This is a genomic window from Lysobacter silvisoli, assembly GCF_003382365.1.
In the GTDB taxonomy this organism is placed as follows: domain Bacteria; phylum Pseudomonadota; class Gammaproteobacteria; order Xanthomonadales; family Xanthomonadaceae; genus Lysobacter; species Lysobacter silvisoli.
On record NZ_QTSU01000003.1, the window covers coordinates 136,575 to 153,350 of the forward strand.

Sequence of the window (16,776 nt, forward strand, 5' to 3'; positions counted from 1 at the left end):
CCCATGCCCGTGCAGATCCGCCCCGCCACGACCGCCGATCACCCGGCGATCGTGGCGCTGAACCTGGAATCGGAACACCTGCTCAGCCCGATGGACGGCCCGCGCCTGGCGCGGCTGGAGCGCGAGGCCGCCTACCTGCGCGTGGCCGAAGAGGGCGGCGAAGTGCTCGGCTTCCTGCTGGCGCTGCGCGAGGGCGCCGATTACGACAGCCCCAATTATCTGTGGTTCGCGCAGCGCTATCTGCGCTTTCTCTATATCGACCGCGTGGTGGTGGCGCTGCACGCGCAGGGCCGGCGCGTGGGCGCGGCCATGTACGACGACCTGTTCGCGTTTGCGCGCGCGCAGGCGGTGAGCCCGGTGACCTGCGAGTTCTACAGCGAACCTTTGAACGAGCCGTCGCAGCGCTTCCATGCGCGCTACGGATTCCACGAAGTGGGGTCGCAATGGGTGGCCGACGGGGCCAAGCGGGTGTCGCTGCAAGTCGCCACGCCCTGAGCGCCACGTTGCGCGCGTGCGCCGCATGAGGGAAGGTGCGATCTCCGTTCCGTGAGGTCCAGGCCATGTGTACTGCCCTGCTTCGTTCCCGCCGCTATGCGCTCGCGCTCCTCGCGTTGTCCGCCGCGCACGCCGCGGCGGCCGCGCCGCCCGAGTTCCTGACTTCGCCCGATCCGGCGGCCGCGTCGCTGCCGTTTTCCGAAGCGGTGCGCAGCGGCGACCTGTTGTTCCTGTCGGGGCAGATCGGCACGGTGCCGGGCAAGACCGAGGTGGTCGCCGGCGGCATCGCGGCCGAAGCGGAGCAGACGCTGAAGAACATCGAGACGGTGCTGGCGCGGCACGGGGCCGGCATGGGCGACGTGGTGAAGTGCACGGTGTTCCTGGCCGACATCAAGGAATGGCCGGCGTTCAACGAGGTCTACCGCAAGCATTTCAAGCCGCCGTATCCGGCGCGCAGCGCGCTGGCCGCCTCGGGCTTGGCCTTGAACGCGCGCGTCGAGGTGGAATGCATCGCACACGCACCCAAGCGCTAACCGCAACTCCCGCTCCCGCTTTCGCCTTGGGGTAGGAGCGGCGTAAGCCGCGACTGCGCCCCTACGACGAGAGCCACGCACGCCCCTGTAGGAGCTGCGCAAGCTGCGACCGCGAATCCGCACCTACGCCGCAACCCCTCGCTCGCCCTGCTTCCGCCTTTGCTTGTCTTCCCCTTTGAAAAGGGGGATTGAGGGGGATTTGCTTTGGCTCTTAAGCAACAGCAACAGCTTCCGTCCGCAAGCGGCCGGGTAGCTTTCTTTTGATAAGCGTCAAAAGAAAGTAACCAAAGAAAAAACGCTGTCCTTGGACAGAGCTCCCGTGCGAGATCGGAGTGGGCGCCGCCCTACGGGTCTTCTGTTTGCGCGGCGAGTTCGGTGCCCGAGCGAGGATCAAGAGCATTCGCGCTTTGCGCTCACCCCCTCACCCTAACCCTCTCCCGCAAGCGGGAGAGGGGACAGATCCGACGCCGATTTGCTTTAGCCCCTCTCCCATTTACGGGAGAGGGGTTGGGGTGAGGGCCGCCCCACCCGCCAGCCCAAGCACCAACCGCGTCACCCGCCTCCGCTACACTTCAGCCCTTTCCACACTCCGGATCGCGCATGACCGCTCGCGTCCTCACCCTGTCCGTCCTTTCCTGCGCGCTGGCGCTGGCGGCTTGCAAGCGCACCGAGACGCCAGCCGCGGCGCCGGCCGACAACGCTGCGCCCGCGCCCGCGGCCACTGCCGCCGCCAAGCCGGCCGGCCTGGCCGCCGACGACAACCTCAACGCCGTGCTCTGGGTGCAGACCTCGGCCGAGTACCGCGCAGCCACCCAGACCGTCTACCGCGCCGCGGCCGATCACCTGGATGCCGCGCTGAAGCAGAAGAACTGGGACGCGCTGGTGCCGGACGAGCGCGGCAACGCCGCCACCGGCCTGCCGCCGGCGGTGATCATGGACGTGGACGAGACCGTGCTGGACAACTCGCCCTACCAGGCGCGCCTGGTCCGCGACGGCAAGGAATACGACGAAGTCACCTGGGACGCCTGGGTCGCCGAGAAGAAGGCCAAGCCGCTGCCGGGCGTGGTCGATTTCGCCAAGGCCGCCAGCGCCAAGGGCGTGACCATCCTGTACCTGTCCAACCGCGCCGAGCACCTGCAGGCCGCCACCCTGGCCAACCTGCGCGACGCCGGCCTGCCGGTGAAGGACGAGAGCGTGTTCCTGGGCCTGGGCACCTTCGTCGAAGGCTGCGAGCAGAACGGCAGCGAGAAGAACTGCCGGCGCAAGCTGGCCGGTCAGAAGTACCGCGTGCTGATGCAGTTCGGCGACCAGCTCGGCGACTTCGTCCAGGTGGTGGCCAACACGCCCGAAGGCCGCGATCAGCTGCTGCAGCAGTACGACGACTGGTTCGGCGAGCGCTGGTGGATGCTGCCCAACCCGACCTACGGCTCCTGGGAACCGGCGCTGTTCAACAACGCCTGGGACCAGCCGCGCGAGGCGCGCCGCAGCAGCAAGCGCGAGGCGCTGAACACGGCGCCGTAAGCGCCTTGGCGCAGCGCAACACCGGTTGATTTATTTAAATCAAATACTTACGACGCAATACTTCAGGTATTGCATTAGCTTGGCGGCGAGCGTAACCTGCTCCCGTCCGGTGCGAACCGGAGCCATGCCACAACTCGACATCCCGGCTACGGCCGGTTTAAAGGAGGCCCAGCGCCTCCTTTTTTTATGCGCCGGTTCGCCGCCATTCGCCGTCTATTCGATGGCATTACCGGCTTTTGTCGATCCGTAACCCAGGCGACCGACTTTGCTCCATCCCGCCGTAACCCCCGCGACGCGGGCGCCCGCCACGATCCGCGACCGACTTGGCTTGTCCGCGGCCGGCGCCGCAGCCAAGATGCCGCCAGCGACTGGGGGAGCCGCCGCATGCCACCGATCCGACGCGCCATGGCCGCGTTGCTGCTGAGCCTCGCCGCGCTAGTCGGCTGCGACCGCTCGCCTCCGGCCGACACCGACGCGCCGCCCAAACTGCCGGCCGAGGCGGTGCAGCAACTGGTGCACGACCTGCGCCGCAACGACCTGCGCGGCTACGCCCGCCACGCCGTGCCGCCCGAGCTGCACCGGCGCCTGGAAACCGCTTGGCGCGAAGGCCGCACCACCTGGCCGCTGACCGAGCTGCCGCTGGACGACCGCCTGCCCGCCTTCCTGCAAGCCCTGGCCGCGCCGGACGCGGAGAAGAAACTGCAGGCCGTGTACAAGCGCCAATTCGCCGGCGCCCATACCGAACTGCGCTCGGCCGCCGCCACTTTGGGTCTGTTCGCCACCCAGTACGTGCGCAGCGAGGGCGACTACAGCGACGAGGAGCGCGACCACTACGCGCAGCTGATCGCGGCGATGAGCGCCTGGGGCCAGCGCGCGCCGCTGGGCGACGCGACCCGCGCGCGCGTGGCGATCGCGCAGCTGTCCGCGGCCGCGCGCCAGAGCGGCCTCAGCGGCCCCGACGCGTTCCGCCTGACCGGCATGGACCGCAGCCTGGAGCGGCTGGGCCCGTTCTTCGGCCGCTTCAAACAGGTGCTGGTGGGCTACGGCCTGGACTTCGACGCCAGCCTGGACGGCGTGGACGCGAGCCTGGCCGAGCAGACCGGCGACACCGCGCGCGTGCGGATTCGTTACACGTTGGCCGAGCAGCCGATCGATGCCTTCGTAAAGGTGGAGCGCCACGACGGACGCTGGTATCTGAGCGATGTGTTGCGGCATGCGGAAACCGAAGCGGCGCGGACGGCGGCAGCCAGCGTTGCGCCGAAGGCGCCTGGGGCAAAGACGGCGCCGTAGCAAGTCGCGACGACACCGCCGGCGATGCCGGCGCGGTGGTTGCGGATTCGCGGTCGCGGCTCACGCCGCTCCTACCCCCGCCGACGGCGCGCCGATGCTTCTGTAGGAGCGGCGTAAGCCGCGATCGCAGGTTCCGGCCGTTCACGCTGCCGCGGTAAATCGCGCTGTCGCGGTCGCGGCTCACGCCGCTCCTACCCCGAAGCTTGGGCGGTGCTAGCCGCGACCTGCGGGGCCGAATGGGCATAATGCAGGCGATGCCGAAACAGACGCCCCTGCCCTTCCCCGACGCCACACCGTCAGCGGACGGCGCCCCTCCGGCGGCCACCGCCACGGACGCCGGCGCCGAGCCTGCGCCCGCAGGCGCCGTGGAAGGCGCGCGAGACGCGCAGCCCGAAGGCGCCGATAGCATCGCGATCGGCACCGAATCGCCGCCGATCGCCGACATATCGCACTCCCCGGCCGAACCGGACTTGGCCCGCCCCCCTTCTTCCGAGCCCGACTTGAGCAACCACCCGCATTCCCAACCCGACCCCGCCCAGGCCGAGCTGCCGATACCGCCGCCGGCCGCCGAACCGCGCCCGCTGCCGCCGCCCGCGCGCCGCCCCTGGTGGGCCAAGCTGCTGGGCAGGCTGATGGCGCCGTGGGTGCAGCTGACCATCGAGCCCAAGTCGCCGACCGAGCACGTGGCCGAGGAATGGAACGGCCGCCCGGTCTGCTACGTGCTCGAGGACTACGGCCTGTCCAACGCGCTGATCCTGGAACGCGCCTGCCGCGAATCCGGCCTGCCCTCGCCGCTGCAGCCGCTGCCCGGCGATCCGCTGGGCCGCAAGCGCGCTTATGTCGCGTTGTCGCGGCGCAATGCCGGCGGCACCCTGGCGCCGCTGCAGTCGCTGGGCGAAACCCTGGTCGGCGCGCCGCAACCGCCGCCGCCGGCCAAGACCCATTCCGGCTCGCTGGCGCGCCTGATCGACGCCCACCGCATCGATCCCGAACTGGACGTGCAGCTGGTGCCGGTGTCGATCTTCGTCGGCCGCGCGCCGGACCGCAGCACCGGCTGGTTCTCGGTGCTGTTCTCGGAAAACTGGACCCTGGTCGGCCGCTTCCGCCGGCTGTTGGCGATCCTGCTCAACGGCCGCCACACCGTGGTGCGGTTCTCGCCGCCGGTCTCGTTGCGCGGCATCGTCGCCGAAGGCCTGCCGCCCGAGCGCACCGTGCGCAAGCTCTCGCGCGTGCTGCGCACCCACTTCCGCCGCATCCGCGCCGCGGTGATCGGCCCCGACCTGTCGACCCGGCGCCTGCTGGTCGACCAGGTGCTGGCGTCCGAGCCGGTCAAGGAAGCCATCGCCGACCAGGCCCGCCGCGACGGCAACGGCCTGGCCGAAGCCTGGAAGAAAGCGCATGCGATGGCGTACGAGATCGCCGCCGACTATTCGCATCCGGTGGTGCGCTCGGCCAGCTTCCTGCTGACGCCGGTGTGGAACCGCATCTACCGCGGCGTGCTGGTGCACCACCTGGACAAGCTCAAGCAGGACGCGCCCGGCTACGAAGTGATCTACGTGCCCTGCCACCGCAGCCACCTGGATTACCTGCTGCTGAGCTACCTGCTGTACACCAAGGGCATCGTGCCGCCGCACATCGCCGCCGGCGCCAACCTCAACCTGCCGGTGGTGGGCACCATCCTGCGCAAGGGCGGCGCGTTCTTCCTGCGCCGCAGCATCCGCGGCAGCGCGCTGTATTCGGCGGTGTTCTCCGAGTACGTGGCGCAGCTGGTCGCGGGCGGCTATTCCATCGAGTACTTCATCGAAGGCGGACGTTCGCGCACCGGCCGGTTGCTGCCGCCCAAGGGCGGCATGATCGTGATGACCGTGCGCGGCTTCCTGCGCCAGCCCACGCGACCGGTGCTGTTCCAGCCGGTCTACATCGGCTACGAAAAGCTGATGGAGGGCAACAGCTACCTGGACGAACTGTCGGGCAAGCCCAAGCAAAAGGAATCGATCTGGCAGCTGCTGTGGGGCATCCCCAAGGTGCTGCGCTCCAACTACGGCCAGGTGGTGGTGAACTTCGGCGAACCGATCCGCCTCAACGACGTGCTCGCCGAGCACGCGCCGGAATGGAACGGCCAACCGGTGAGCGAAGACGAAAAGCCGCAGTGGCTGTCCGACACCGTCGAGGCGCTGGCGCAGCGGATCCAGGTCAACGTCAACCGCGCCGCCGACGTCAACCCGATCAACCTGCTGGCGCTGGCGCTGCTGTCCACGCCCAAGCACGCCATGGGCGAGGCCGACCTGCTGGCGCAGATCGCGCTGAGCAAGACCCTGCTGGCCGAACTGCCGTATTCCGACCGCGTCACCGTCACCCCGCACACGCCGCAGGAAATCGTCGCCCACGGCGAGGAGATCAACGTGCTCGAGCGCATCGCCCATCCGCTGGGCGACGTGCTCGGCGTGGACGAAGACAAGGCGGTGCTGCTGAGTTACTTCCGCAACAACGTGCTGCACCTGTTCACCGCGGCCTCGTGGATCGCCTGCTGCTTCCAGCACAACCGGCGCATGAGCCAGGCCGGCCTGCTGCGCCTGGGCCGCAGCGTGTACCCGTTCCTGCAGTCCGAATTGTTCCTGCCCTGGAGCGAGGACGAATTTGCCGAGCGTTTGAGCCGCACCGTGGAGGTGTTCATCCGCGAAGGCCTGCTCGAACGCGTGAGCGAGGACGACGGCGGCATCCTGGCGCGCAACGCCGGCCAGACCGACGAAGTGTTCCGCCTGCGCGCGATCGGCCATTCGCTGCAGCAGGCCTTCGAGCGCTATTACATCGCCATCTCGGTGCTGGTGAAGAACGGCGCCGGCACGCTCTCGGCCGGCGAGCTGGAAAGCCTGTGCCAACTGGCCGCGCAGCGCCTGTCGCTGCTGTACGCACCGGCTGCGCCGGAGTTCTTCGACAAGACCCTGTTCCGCGGCTTCATCCAGAAGCTGCGCGAACTCAAGCTGGTCTGGCCCGACGCCAACGGCAAGCTGGCCTTCGACGCGCGCCTGGACACCTGGGCCAAGGACGCCAAGGTCATCCTGGGCCGCGAACTGCGCCATACGATCGAGAAGATCAGCCCGGAGATGGCCAAGCCGGCGACGGCGGAGCCGGCGGCCGGCTGAGCGTCCGACGGCCCGAAACCGTCATTCCCGCGAAGGCCGGAACCCATTCTGCTTTTTTCGCTGAATGAGATCCCCGCCGCAGGGAGGCGGCTAAAGATCAAAATCGGTTCCGGCTTTCGCCGGAATGACGATGTGTGGAATCGCGGCCACCACCGCATACCGGCTTCCGCCGACCTGATACTCGTCACTGCTCGCGCCCCCGCGACCCGGTTACCATCGCCGGACCCCGCACCGGTCTCGCCGATGTCCGCACGCGCCTCGACTTCCGCGCTCCCGTCCAACCCCGCCGCGCTCGCGCCGGCACGCGACGATGGCCCGCCGCGCGGCGCCTGGCTCGAAATTCCGCTGCTGTCCGCGCGCCTGCTGTGGCGGCACTGGCCGGCATTGTTCTTCTGGTTTTTCGCCCAGCGGGTCTGCTACGACCTGCTGATGGACCTGGCGGTCAAGCTGGGCGAGCGCTCGGTGCTGATGTCGTTCGCGGCGCTGTCGGTGCTGATCGTGACCCAGCTGGTCGGCACCATCTTCATGTTCCAGTCGTTGCGGCCGTCCTTGCCGATGCTGGCCTACGGCGCGGTCACCCCGGACACCCGGGCGGTGCGCAAGCAATGGATCACCGCGTTGGCGATCGCGTTGCTGCCGTTCTTCGCCTACTACGTGGGTTGGGGCCTGATGGAGGGCCTGCGCCGCTACTTCGGCATCGCTTATTTCTTCAGCATATGGGAGCGCGAGGACCTGGGCCACGTGCTTGGCCTGAAAGGCCTGTGGATCGCGCTCGCAGTGGCCTGGGCGGTGCGCTGGCTCAGCAAGCGCCGCGCCGCGGCCACGGGACACGCCTCATGGAACGTGCTGGCGACGATCTGCGAGGCCTACTGGGTGTTCGTGGGCGTGGCCGCGATCGGCCAGATCATCCAGACCGGCAAGGACTGGTGGCACCAGCGCGCGGTGTACGTGGCGGTCACCGACTGGTGGGAAAGCCCGACCGCGCTGTTCAAGCTGCTGGCGCCGATCAAGCGCGCGCTGGCGCCGCTGTGGGACTTCGTCGCCACCGCTGGCGGCGCTGTGGCGCTGCCGCTGATCTGGCTGGCGATCACCGCGATCATCTACGGCATCGACCTGCGCAAGGCCCAGCGCATCGACCAGGCCGACGCGCCGCTGGACCGTGCGGTCGCGCGCTTCAAGGCCATGCACTTCACCCTGCGCATGCTCGCCGACAAGGCCAGCGCCGGCTGGACCAGCAAGGGCGTGCCGGTGGTCAATAGCCTGCGCCTGGTGTTGCGCGCGGGCCTGCCGGCGCTGCTGACGCTGTGCGTGTGCTGGCAACTGCTGGCCTACCTGGACTCGTGGTCGTGGCACTGGATGCAGCAGTGGGTCGGGCCCATGGACCCGGACTGGCAGCGGGTGGAGGGGCAGATTTACGCGGTGTTCCTCAATACGCCGCTGTCGTTCCGAACCTCGTTGCTGACCGATGTGCTGCGCGTGGTGCTGCTGGCGGCGACGTTCGATCGGGCGATCGCGCGGCTGCCGCGGGCGGGGTGAGCGGCTGCGGACCGGACCCCGGAGTCTGGTCGCGATGAAGCCCTGGATCCCCGCGTTCGCGGGGATGACGAGCAAAAGACGAGGCGGCGGTGGCGAGACGTGCCGCGTGGTCACGCCCCCGCGTTCGCGGGGATCACGGCAAAGGCCGTTATAGCTTGAATTCGAGGTAGCGACCTGCGGCGGTCTTCGAGTTTTTCAGTTCGATGCGTGCGCGCAGTTGATCGGGGCGCTGCCCGCGCGGCAACACGAAGGCATGGCGGAATGCGAACGGCTTGCCCGGCGCGGCGATCACGCGCCGGAACGCGTCGTCGTAACCGCTGCCGCAGGTCTCCGGCAGGCGCGGGCCGGACAGGCGCGGCAGCGCGGCGCCACCGGTTTCCCAACGCCGGCCCTGCGCATCCACGATCGCGCCGCGGCATTGGTCCAGATCGGTGATCTTGGTGCCCGGCTCGGGGATCACTTCGTAGCTCAGCAGCAGCACTTCGGCGTCCTTGCGCAACGGGCCGCGCAGGCGCGGATCGCGCGCCACCATCGACTCGGCGGACACCAGCCTCCAACGCGCGCCGGCAAAGGCGTTCCAGTCGCCCTTGGCGCCGGCGACCGTCACCGTAGGATTGCGCTCGCGATACTGCTGCAAGGCGTCGCGATAGGGCAGCCACAACGCCAGCGTGCCGAGCACGGCGGTGCCGAGCAGCCAAGCGGCGTTGCGCCGCCACCAGCCGGCCGGCGGCGCGGCCACTATGGTGTCGTCGGTGTTCGTCGTGGCGGTGTTCACAGGCGCAGGTCCAATACCGGTTTGGCGTCGGCAAGCAATTTCTGCGCAGCGGCTTTGTCCAGCTCCAGGTCGACATCGACCAGGCTGTCGCCGCCTACCGGCAGCAGGCTGCCCCAATACAACTGCAGGTGCGCGCCCTCAAGCTGATCCGGCGGCAGTTCGAAGAACCACGCGCCCTCCTCCGGCAAGCCCGGCGCCAGCTCGCGCTCGCTGAGGTTGAAGCCCTTGAGCTTGGGCCGTTCCTTGTTCGAAGCGACATAGATCAGGCCGTCGCGGGTGCGGATCTGCGCGGTCAGATAGCCCGGCCGCTCCAGCGCCTCGACCTTGGCCAACACCGACAGCCACACGCCGGGACTGCGCAAGGTGCGGTCGCCGGGTTCGCCGGGCTCGCCCTTGAGCAGATAGGCCTGGGCGACCTTGCGCCGGCCGACCTCGACCACGAAGTTGCGCCCCTGCGCACGCGCGGCCGGCGCCGATTGCAGCAGCGGCGCGTCGCGCTGTTCGTAATCGGACTGGCCCTTGCGCAATGCGACCACGGCCACCAACGCCAGCACGATCCACAGCGCGTCGCGCCAGCGCCAGCGCGGCAGGCGCCAACGCGGCGGCGCGGCGGGAGTAGGCGCGCTCATGGCGCCACCCGGCGATCGCGCAAGTCCTGCACGGGCAGCTCGAGTTTGGCGAAGGGATCGCCCTGCACCCAGGCGCCCTCGTCGTTGAGATAGGCCTTGGCCTTGTAGTCGCGCGCGAACAGGCCAAAGGTCTGGCGCGGCGCGTAGACGTAATTGCGCGGCAGCTTCCAGACCAGATCCACGCGCTGGGTCAGGCGCGGGTGCAGGTCGCCGGCGATGCCGTGGTCGTCGGCCATGAGCAGGTTATCGGCCTGCACCGGCTCGCGCGTGGCCGAGACCAGGATCAGGTCCTTGAGCGGATAGCCGAAGGCGTTGAAGCTGCGCCCGGTGCGGTTCTCGATATCGGCCTGCAACACCAGGTACAACTGGTCGGGCTCGACCTGCCGGCCCGGGCGGTAATGCGCAACCCAGGCGCGCAGCGGCGTCACCGCCATCGCACCGCTTTGCACGCGTTGGCCGGCCGCGAACTGCGGCAGCGGTTTGGTCGTGCTCTTGGCTTGCTTGAAACCGCCGAGCAGCAGGGTCGCCACCAGCGCCACCGCGGCCACGGCCGCTGCGGCCTGCCACCACGGGTTGCGCGCCGCGCCGATGAGTTCGTCCTTGTCCGCCATGCCGTGGTCCGAAGCGAGTGCGCGCACCGTAGCACAGGGGTCGGCGCGGGCCAGTGACGTATGTCAGCAGCCGCGCAACTTGCGCGCTTCGTCGGCGCCGCTCAGGCCGGTTCGTCGGGGATCAGCGCGCTTTCCAGCCGTGCGATGCAGTCCTTCAGCCACAGCTTGCGCTTCTTCAAGCGCTTCACCGTCAGTTCGTCGGCTTCGGTGTCCACGGTCAGGCGATCGATCGCGGCGTCCAAGTCCCGGTGTTCCAACCTCAGTTCGGCCAGTTTGCGCGCTATCACGGCAGGATCGTCGCTCTCGAGCATGGGCGGAGCTTAACGCGCGGCGATGGCGCTGCCATCTCCCTGGCGCGGGAGCGGCGCTCGCCTGCGTTCACGGGCTGTCCGTCGCCTGAATAGTAAAAATTTCGTTCATATTTAGTTAGAATATCGTTTGCCTATCCTGCGACCGCGGATCGCCCGCACACCAAGGAGAGGTCAGATGAAGCGTTTGGTTCTGATATCGGCTTTCGTGCTGTTCGCCTGTGGTTCGCCGCTGGTCATGGCCAAGAACATCGTCATCAAAGGCGAGAGAGGCACCCGCTGGTGCTGTCCGGATGGCAAGAAGGGCCCCGACTGCGAGAAATTCCCGGACAGCGTTCCGCTGGGCGCGAACTGCAGGCTCAATATCGCGATCGCCCCCGATCCCGGCATCACCCCGCAGGCGCCCGTGCGCGACGGCCGCGATACGACGCTGAAGCCGGTGGCCGAGGAAAGCCCGGCGCCGGTTCGGGGCAAGGATGCCCCCAAGCAGAAGTAAGCGGGCCATCGGTCGCCGACCGCTCCGCAGAAGGGTGGCGGCTTTCGGCGGAAAGCTCAGGCTTTGCCGCCACGACGGCGCGGTGCACCGCGCCGTTCGTTTGTGCGGCCCGGCCCAGGATCGCAGCCGCCCCGACCCAGCCCGTAGAATGGTGGGTCTGATGAGCACCGTCCTGCCCCTAGCCGAACCCCAGCGCCACGTGCGCGCCGACCAGCGCCGCACGCACGAGCACCAGCGCCTGGCCAAACGCCTGCGCCACCAGGTCGGCCGCGCGATCGCCGACTTCGGCATGATCGAGGACGGCGACAAGGTCATGGTCTGCCTGTCCGGCGGCAAGGACAGCTACACCCTGCTCGACATCCTGCTGCAGCTGCGCGCCAAGGCGCCGGTGAAGTTCGAGCTGGTGGCGGTGAACCTGGACCAGAAGCAGCCCGATTTCCCCGAGCACGTGCTGCCGGCCTACCTGGACTCGGTGGGCGTGCCCTACAAGATCCTGGAGCAGGACACCTACTCGGTGGTCACGCGCGTGGTGCCGGAAGGCAAGACCATGTGCTCGCTGTGCTCGCGCCTGCGCCGCGGCGCGCTGTACAGCTACGCCGAGCAGGAAGGCTTCACCAAGATCGCGCTGGGCCACCACCGCGACGATCTGGTGGCCACCTTCTTCCTCAACCTGTTCTTCCACGCCAAGCTCAGCGGCATGCCGCCCAAGCTGCTGTCCGACGACGGCAAGCATGTGGTGATCCGGCCGCTGGCCTACGTGCGCGAGGACGACATCGCCCAGTACGCGGCCGCGCGCGAGTTCCCGATCATTCCTTGCAACCTGTGCGGCTCGCAGGAGAACCTGCAGCGCAAGCAGGTCAAGAAGATGCTCGACGCCTGGGAACGCGAGTCGCCGGGCCGGATCGAGACCATCTCGCGCGCGCTGGGAGATATCCGGCCTTCGCAGCTGTCCGACCCCAAGCTGTTCGACTTCCTCGCGCTGGGCCTGCGCGGCCAGGCGCCGCTGCCCGACGCGCACGCCTGGCTGGGCGGCGAACCGCACGAACGGGATCCGGCCGTGGAGCCCGGCGCGCCCTGATCGCGCCCCGCTCCGCCCGGTTCCGCATCCCCACTTTTTTCTACCGGATTTTCGATGTTCTTCCGCAACCTGACCCTGTTCCGCTTCCCCACCACCGCCAAGATCGACGACCTGGAAACCGGACTGGAAGAGTGCAAGCTCAAGCCGGTCGGCCCGCTGGAGCTGTCCTCGCGCGGCTTCATCTCGCCCTTCGGCCGCGACGCCGAGGCCATGTCGCACCGCATCCGCGACGCGATCTGGCTCAGCGTGGGCGGCGAAGACCGGCTGCTGCCGGGCTCGGTGGTCAACGACCTGCTGGCCAAGAAGCTGGCCGAGATCGAGCAGAAGGAAGGCCGCAAGCCCGGCGGCCGCACCCGCAAGCGGATCAAGGACGAGCTGATCGTCGACCTGCTGCCGCGCGCGTTCATCAAGCCCAGCCGCACCGACGCGCTGCTGGACCTGGAGCACGGCATCGTCGTGGTCGACACCTCCAGCCGCAAGACCGGCGAGAACGTGGTCAGCGAAATCCGCCGCGCGCTGGGCAGCTTCCCGGCGCTGCCGCTGAACGCCGAAGTGGCGCCGCGCTCGGTGCTCACCGGCTGGGTCGCCGGCGAACCGCTGCCCACCGGCCTGTCGCTGGGCGACGAGTGCGAACTGCGCGACCCGGTCGACCAGGGCGCGGTGGTGAAGTGCCAGCGCCAGGAACTGCAGAGCGACGAAATCGGCAAGCACCTGGAAACCGGCAAGCAGGTCACCCGCCTGGCCCTGACCTTGGACGACCACGTGTCCTTCGTGCTCGGCGAGGACCTGGTGATCCGCAAGTTCAAGCTGCTCGACGGCGCGGTGGACAGCCTGGAAAGCACCGAGCGCGACGACCTGCGCGCCGAACTGGACGCGCGCTTCGCCCTGATGAGCGGCGAGGTCAAGCGCCTGTTTAACGTGCTGGAGCCGGCGCTGAAGTTGAGCAAGGCCGAGGCTTGAGCCGAGGCGCCTCAAAGGCCAAAGGCACCCCCCTCAACAAAAGGGAAGTTTCAAGCCACAGCGCCACCCCTGACCGCCCGATAAGTCCCCCCCTTTGAAAAAGGGGGGCTAGGGAGGATTTGCCTTTGCTGTTGCCATCGCTTCCAAAGCCGCCCCGCAACCGTCATCCCCGCGCGCTATCCTGCCCCCATGCCGGGCCCCCACCCATGACCAGCCTGCTGCGCCTGCTCACCGGCAAGCCGCGGCCGGCCCCGCGCACGGTCGAACGCGAGACGGTGACGATCGCGCTCGCCGACGGCCGCCAGATCGAGGTGCTGCGCGTGCGCGACCCGCGCGCGCGCCGGCTCAAGCTCAGCGTGGACGAACGCGGCGCGCGCCTGACCCTGCCGCTGCGCGCCAGCGACCGCGCCGGCGAACAGTTCGTGCGCCAGCACGGCGACTGGCTGGCCAAGCAACTGGCGCAGACGCGCAGCCCGCACACCGCGCTGCAGCCGCACGCCGAGGGCGAGATTCCGCTGCGCGGCACGATGCGGCCGCTGCGCTGGACCGTGGGCCGCTACCTGCGCATCGCCGAGGACGAGGACGGCGCCATCGCCATCGTCGCGCCGGAGGCCGTGGCGCCGGCCACCTTGCGCCGCGCCCTGCGCGATTTCTACGAAGCCCAGGCCCGCGCCGACGTCGGCCGCTGGCTGCCCAAGTACCTGCAAGGCCTGCCGCGCGCGCCCGCGCGCATCCGCCTGCGGGTGATGTCGTCGCAGTGGGGCTCGCTCTCGCCCGACGGCGCGCTGTCGCTGGACCTGGCGCTGGTGCTGGCCCCGCCGGCGGCGTTCGAGTACGTGCTGGTGCACGAACTCTGCCACCTGATCCACGCCGATCACTCGCGCGCGTTCTGGCGCGAGGTCGAAGCGCGCAGCCCGCACTGGCGCGACCAACGCGAGTTCTTCCGCGCCGAAGGCCGCCCGCTGAAAGCAGCATTGAACGCGCTGTGCGGCAAAACCTCTAGCGACCCGCTTTGGGGTAGGAGCGGCGTAAGCCGCGACCGGACGGGTCGGTTATCTGCGCTGTCGCGGTAGATCGTATTGCCGCGGTCGCGGCTCACGCCGCTCCTACCCCGAGAGATGGCTGTTACGAACGCGACGGCCCCGTGGCCGCTACCTGTAGGAGCGGCGCGAGCCGCGACCGGCGACCTCGGCCACCTGCGCTGTCGCGGCAAATCGCATTGACTCAATCGCGACTCACGTCACTCCCACAGAGGACCAGGGCCGCCCGACGGCTGCCTGTGGGAGCGGCGTGAGCCGCGATCGGATGAATCGGTTGTCGACGCTGCCGCGGCCGATCGCATTGGCGCGGTCGCGGCTCACGCCGCTCCTACCCCGAAGCGCGACGCGTTAGAGCGGGCGGGTGAGGAAATCGCCGATCGCGGCGGCGACGCTTACCGGATCTTCCATATGCAGGTGATGGCTGCCCTGCACGCCGACGCTGTCGCCATTGCGCAGCAGCGCGCTGCGCGAGGTGCGCAGTTCGGTGCCGAAGTACTGGAACGCGGGCTCGGCGTGGATCACCCGCACCGGGCAGGCGATGGAGGCGATCAGGTCGCGCACCTGGCCTTCGGTCATGCGCACGGAGGTGGCCATGGTCAGGCGCGGGTCGCTGCGCCAGACGTAGCCGCCGGCCATGCCTTCGGCCGCGCGCCCCGCCGGCACCGGCGCCAGGCCGCGCTCCACCAGCAGCCGCGCCACCGGTTCGCTGAGCCCGTTGACCATCATGCGCGTGCGCACCGCGGTGGCCAGGTCCGGGAACACGCGCAGCTGCTTGGACGACAGCTGCGACAGGTTGGCGAACGCCCCGCGCAGGCGCGCCGCGGTGCGGTCTTCGGTTTCCGACAATCCGCCCAGCGCTTCGATCAACAGCAGGCGTTCCACCCGCTGCGGCACCGCGGCGGCCATGGTGCTGGCCACGGCCCCGCCCATCGAATGCCCGAGCAAGGAAAAGCGCTCCCAGCCCAAGGCATCGGCCACTGCGAACGCGGCGCGCGTCGCGGCGACCAGGGTGTATTCGGCCGCCATCGGCAGATGCGCGCTGGCGCCGTGGCCGGGCAGGTCGGGCGCGACCAGATCGAAACCGGCCAGATGCGGCGCCAGCGGCACGAAGCTGGCACCGTTGTCGAGCCAGCCGTGCAGCGCCAGCAGCCGCGGCGCGCCGGGCACGTGGTTGCGCAGGCCGCAGATCCGGCCGAACGCGGTGTCGACCACGAACTCGCGCATCGCCGCGCCGGCGCTCACGCCGTCGCCGCTCATGCCCAGGCCCCCAGTTCGCGGCGCGCGATCGCCGCCAGCGCCGCGGCGTGTGCGGGCGTGTCGTTGAGGCAGGGCACGTAGCGCAGTTCGCCGCCGGCCTTGCTCACGTCTTCGGCCAGCATCATCGCCACTTCCTCCAGCGTTTCCAGGCAGTCCACCGCGAAACCGGGCGCGACCACGTCGATGCGGCGCGCGCCGCGCGCGACCAGCGCCTGCAGGCTGTCGGCGGTGGCCGGCTCCAGCCAGCGCTCGCGGCCGAAGCGCGATTGATAGGCCAGGGTCCAGTCGCCGGCGCCCAGGCCCAGCTTCGCGGCGATCGCGCGCGCGCTGGCCTCGCATTGGCGCGGGTACGGATCGCCCTCGTCGGCCAGGCGCTGCGGCAGGCCATGGAAGGAGAACAACAGGTGATCGCCGGCGCCGTGTCGGGCGCGGTGCGCGGCGACGGAGTCGGCGACCGCGGCGATCCAGCCCGGGTCGTCGTGGTAGTGATCGACCATGCGCGCGGCCGGGCCGGGCGTGCGCGCGAGCACGTCGCAGACCGAGGCGGTGGTGGTGGTGGAGTACTGCGGGTACAGCGGCAGCACCAGCGCGCGGGCCACGCCCTGGTCGCGCAGGCGCCGCAGGGTGGCATGCAGCGAAGGCTGGCCGTAGCGCATGGCGTCGATCACCTGCAGCTGCGGCAGCTCGGCCTGCAGCTCGCGCGCCAGGCGCCGGGTGTACACCGCCAGCGGCGAGCCGCCGTCCTCGCCCGGCATCCAGACGCTGGCGTACTTGTGCGCGACCCGGCCCGAGCGCAGCGGCAGGATGCCGAAGTGCAGCAGCGGGCACCACAGCCAGCGGGTCAGGCTGACCACGCGCCGGTCGTGCAGGAATTCGGACAGGTAGCGGCGCACCGCTTGTGCGGTCGGCGCCTGGGGCGTGCCCAGGTTGACCAGGATCAGGGCGGTGTCGGGGCGGGCGGCGTCGGTGCTGGCGGGGGCTGGCATCGGCATAGGATGACAGCAGCGGGCACGGCGGCGGAATCTGCACGGCATCGAATGTTCCGATCGCTGCGATAGGCGCCCGCGCCCGCCGCGATGGGCGATGATGTCAACGGCGGCGCGC

The 16,776-nt window shown here is 69.4% G+C and carries 15 protein-coding genes and 1 pseudogene; 10 read left to right on the top strand and 6 right to left on the bottom strand.

Features of this window, described 5'->3' with window-relative positions:
* Window positions 1-3: 3 nt before the first annotated feature.
* The 6 genes from DX914_RS15705 to DX914_RS15730 all read left to right on the top strand — a co-directional run bounded on the left by DX914_RS15705 (window position 4) and on the right by DX914_RS15730 (window position 8,518).
* A complete protein-coding gene (locus DX914_RS15705; RefSeq protein ID WP_115860481.1) occupies window positions 4-495 on the top strand; it encodes a GNAT family N-acetyltransferase in 492 nt (163 codons plus the stop codon).
* Window positions 496-611: 116 nt separating this feature from the next.
* Window positions 612-1,028, top strand: coding sequence for a RidA family protein (locus DX914_RS15710; protein ID WP_231118300.1), 417 nt, complete (start codon window positions 612-614; stop codon window positions 1,026-1,028).
* A gap of 600 nt (window positions 1,029-1,628) precedes the next feature.
* Window positions 1,629-2,549, top strand: coding sequence for a 5'-nucleotidase, lipoprotein e(P4) family (locus DX914_RS15715; RefSeq protein ID WP_115860485.1), 921 nt, complete (start codon window positions 1,629-1,631; stop codon window positions 2,547-2,549).
* 384 nt (window positions 2,550-2,933) lie between these two features.
* A complete protein-coding gene (locus DX914_RS15720; RefSeq protein ID WP_147300700.1) occupies window positions 2,934-3,839 on the top strand; it encodes a hypothetical protein in 906 nt (301 codons plus the stop codon).
* A 245-nt stretch (window positions 3,840-4,084) separates the two neighbouring features.
* Window positions 4,085-6,982 carry a glycerol-3-phosphate 1-O-acyltransferase PlsB gene (plsB, locus tag DX914_RS15725; RefSeq protein ID WP_425480698.1) on the top strand — a complete coding sequence of 966 codons (2,898 nt, stop codon included), beginning with the start codon at window positions 4,085-4,087 and terminating at the stop codon, window positions 6,980-6,982.
* A 243-nt stretch (window positions 6,983-7,225) separates the two neighbouring features.
* A complete protein-coding gene (locus DX914_RS15730; protein ID WP_147300701.1) occupies window positions 7,226-8,518 on the top strand; it encodes a hypothetical protein in 1,293 nt (430 codons plus the stop codon).
* Between the two features lie 148 nt (window positions 8,519-8,666).
* Here the strand turns inward: DX914_RS15730 and DX914_RS15735 are convergent, their stop codons facing one another.
* The 4 genes from DX914_RS15735 to DX914_RS15750 form a co-directional block, all read right to left on the bottom strand.
* Window positions 8,667-9,293 carry a hypothetical protein gene (locus DX914_RS15735; protein WP_115860491.1) on the bottom strand — a complete coding sequence of 209 codons (627 nt, stop codon included), beginning with the start codon at window positions 9,291-9,293 and terminating at the stop codon, window positions 8,667-8,669.
* A complete protein-coding gene (locus DX914_RS15740) occupies window positions 9,290-9,922 on the bottom strand; it encodes a hypothetical protein (RefSeq protein WP_115860493.1) in 633 nt (210 codons plus the stop codon). Before DX914_RS15740 ends, DX914_RS15735 begins: the two co-directional genes overlap by 4 nt.
* The gene (locus DX914_RS15745) at window positions 9,919-10,533 is read right to left on the bottom strand and encodes a hypothetical protein (protein ID WP_115860495.1); all 615 of its coding nucleotides are present in this window, start codon (window positions 10,531-10,533) and stop codon (window positions 9,919-9,921) included. The genes DX914_RS15740 and DX914_RS15745 overlap by 4 nt, the downstream gene beginning before the upstream one ends.
* Window positions 10,534-10,634: 101 nt before the next feature.
* Window positions 10,635-10,844 (bottom strand): YdcH family protein, encoded by a 210-nt coding sequence (locus DX914_RS15750; protein ID WP_115860497.1) that lies wholly within the window; start codon window positions 10,842-10,844, stop codon window positions 10,635-10,637.
* Window positions 10,845-11,019: 175 nt separating this feature from the next.
* On the opposite strand from DX914_RS15750, the gene DX914_RS15755 reads away from it, so the two are divergent.
* The 4 genes and pseudogenes from DX914_RS15755 to DX914_RS15770 all read left to right on the top strand — a co-directional run.
* Entirely contained in the window at window positions 11,020-11,337 is a 318-nt protein-coding gene (locus DX914_RS15755; protein WP_115860499.1) for a hypothetical protein, read from the top strand.
* 160 nt (window positions 11,338-11,497) lie between these two features.
* The gene (ttcA, locus tag DX914_RS15760; protein WP_115861217.1) at window positions 11,498-12,415 is read left to right on the top strand and encodes a tRNA 2-thiocytidine(32) synthetase TtcA; all 918 of its coding nucleotides are present in this window, start codon (window positions 11,498-11,500) and stop codon (window positions 12,413-12,415) included.
* A 54-nt stretch (window positions 12,416-12,469) separates the two neighbouring features.
* Complete coding sequence (locus DX914_RS15765) at window positions 12,470-13,375, top strand: recombination-associated protein RdgC (protein WP_115860501.1); 906 nt, start codon at window positions 12,470-12,472, stop codon at window positions 13,373-13,375.
* A gap of 206 nt (window positions 13,376-13,581) precedes the next feature.
* Window positions 13,582-14,361, top strand: a pseudogene (locus DX914_RS15770) (M48 family metallopeptidase); the annotation flags it as partial.
* Between the two features lie 402 nt (window positions 14,362-14,763).
* On the opposite strand, the gene DX914_RS15775 reads toward DX914_RS15770, so the two are convergent.
* Both DX914_RS15775 and hemH read right to left on the bottom strand, forming a co-directional pair.
* Window positions 14,764-15,639 (bottom strand): alpha/beta fold hydrolase, encoded by an 876-nt coding sequence (locus DX914_RS15775; RefSeq protein ID WP_115861219.1) that lies wholly within the window; start codon window positions 15,637-15,639, stop codon window positions 14,764-14,766.
* A 29-nt stretch (window positions 15,640-15,668) separates the two neighbouring features.
* The gene (gene hemH / locus DX914_RS15780; protein ID WP_115861221.1) at window positions 15,669-16,658 is read right to left on the bottom strand and encodes a ferrochelatase; all 990 of its coding nucleotides are present in this window, start codon (window positions 16,656-16,658) and stop codon (window positions 15,669-15,671) included.
* Between the last annotated feature and the right edge of the window lie 118 nt (window positions 16,659-16,776).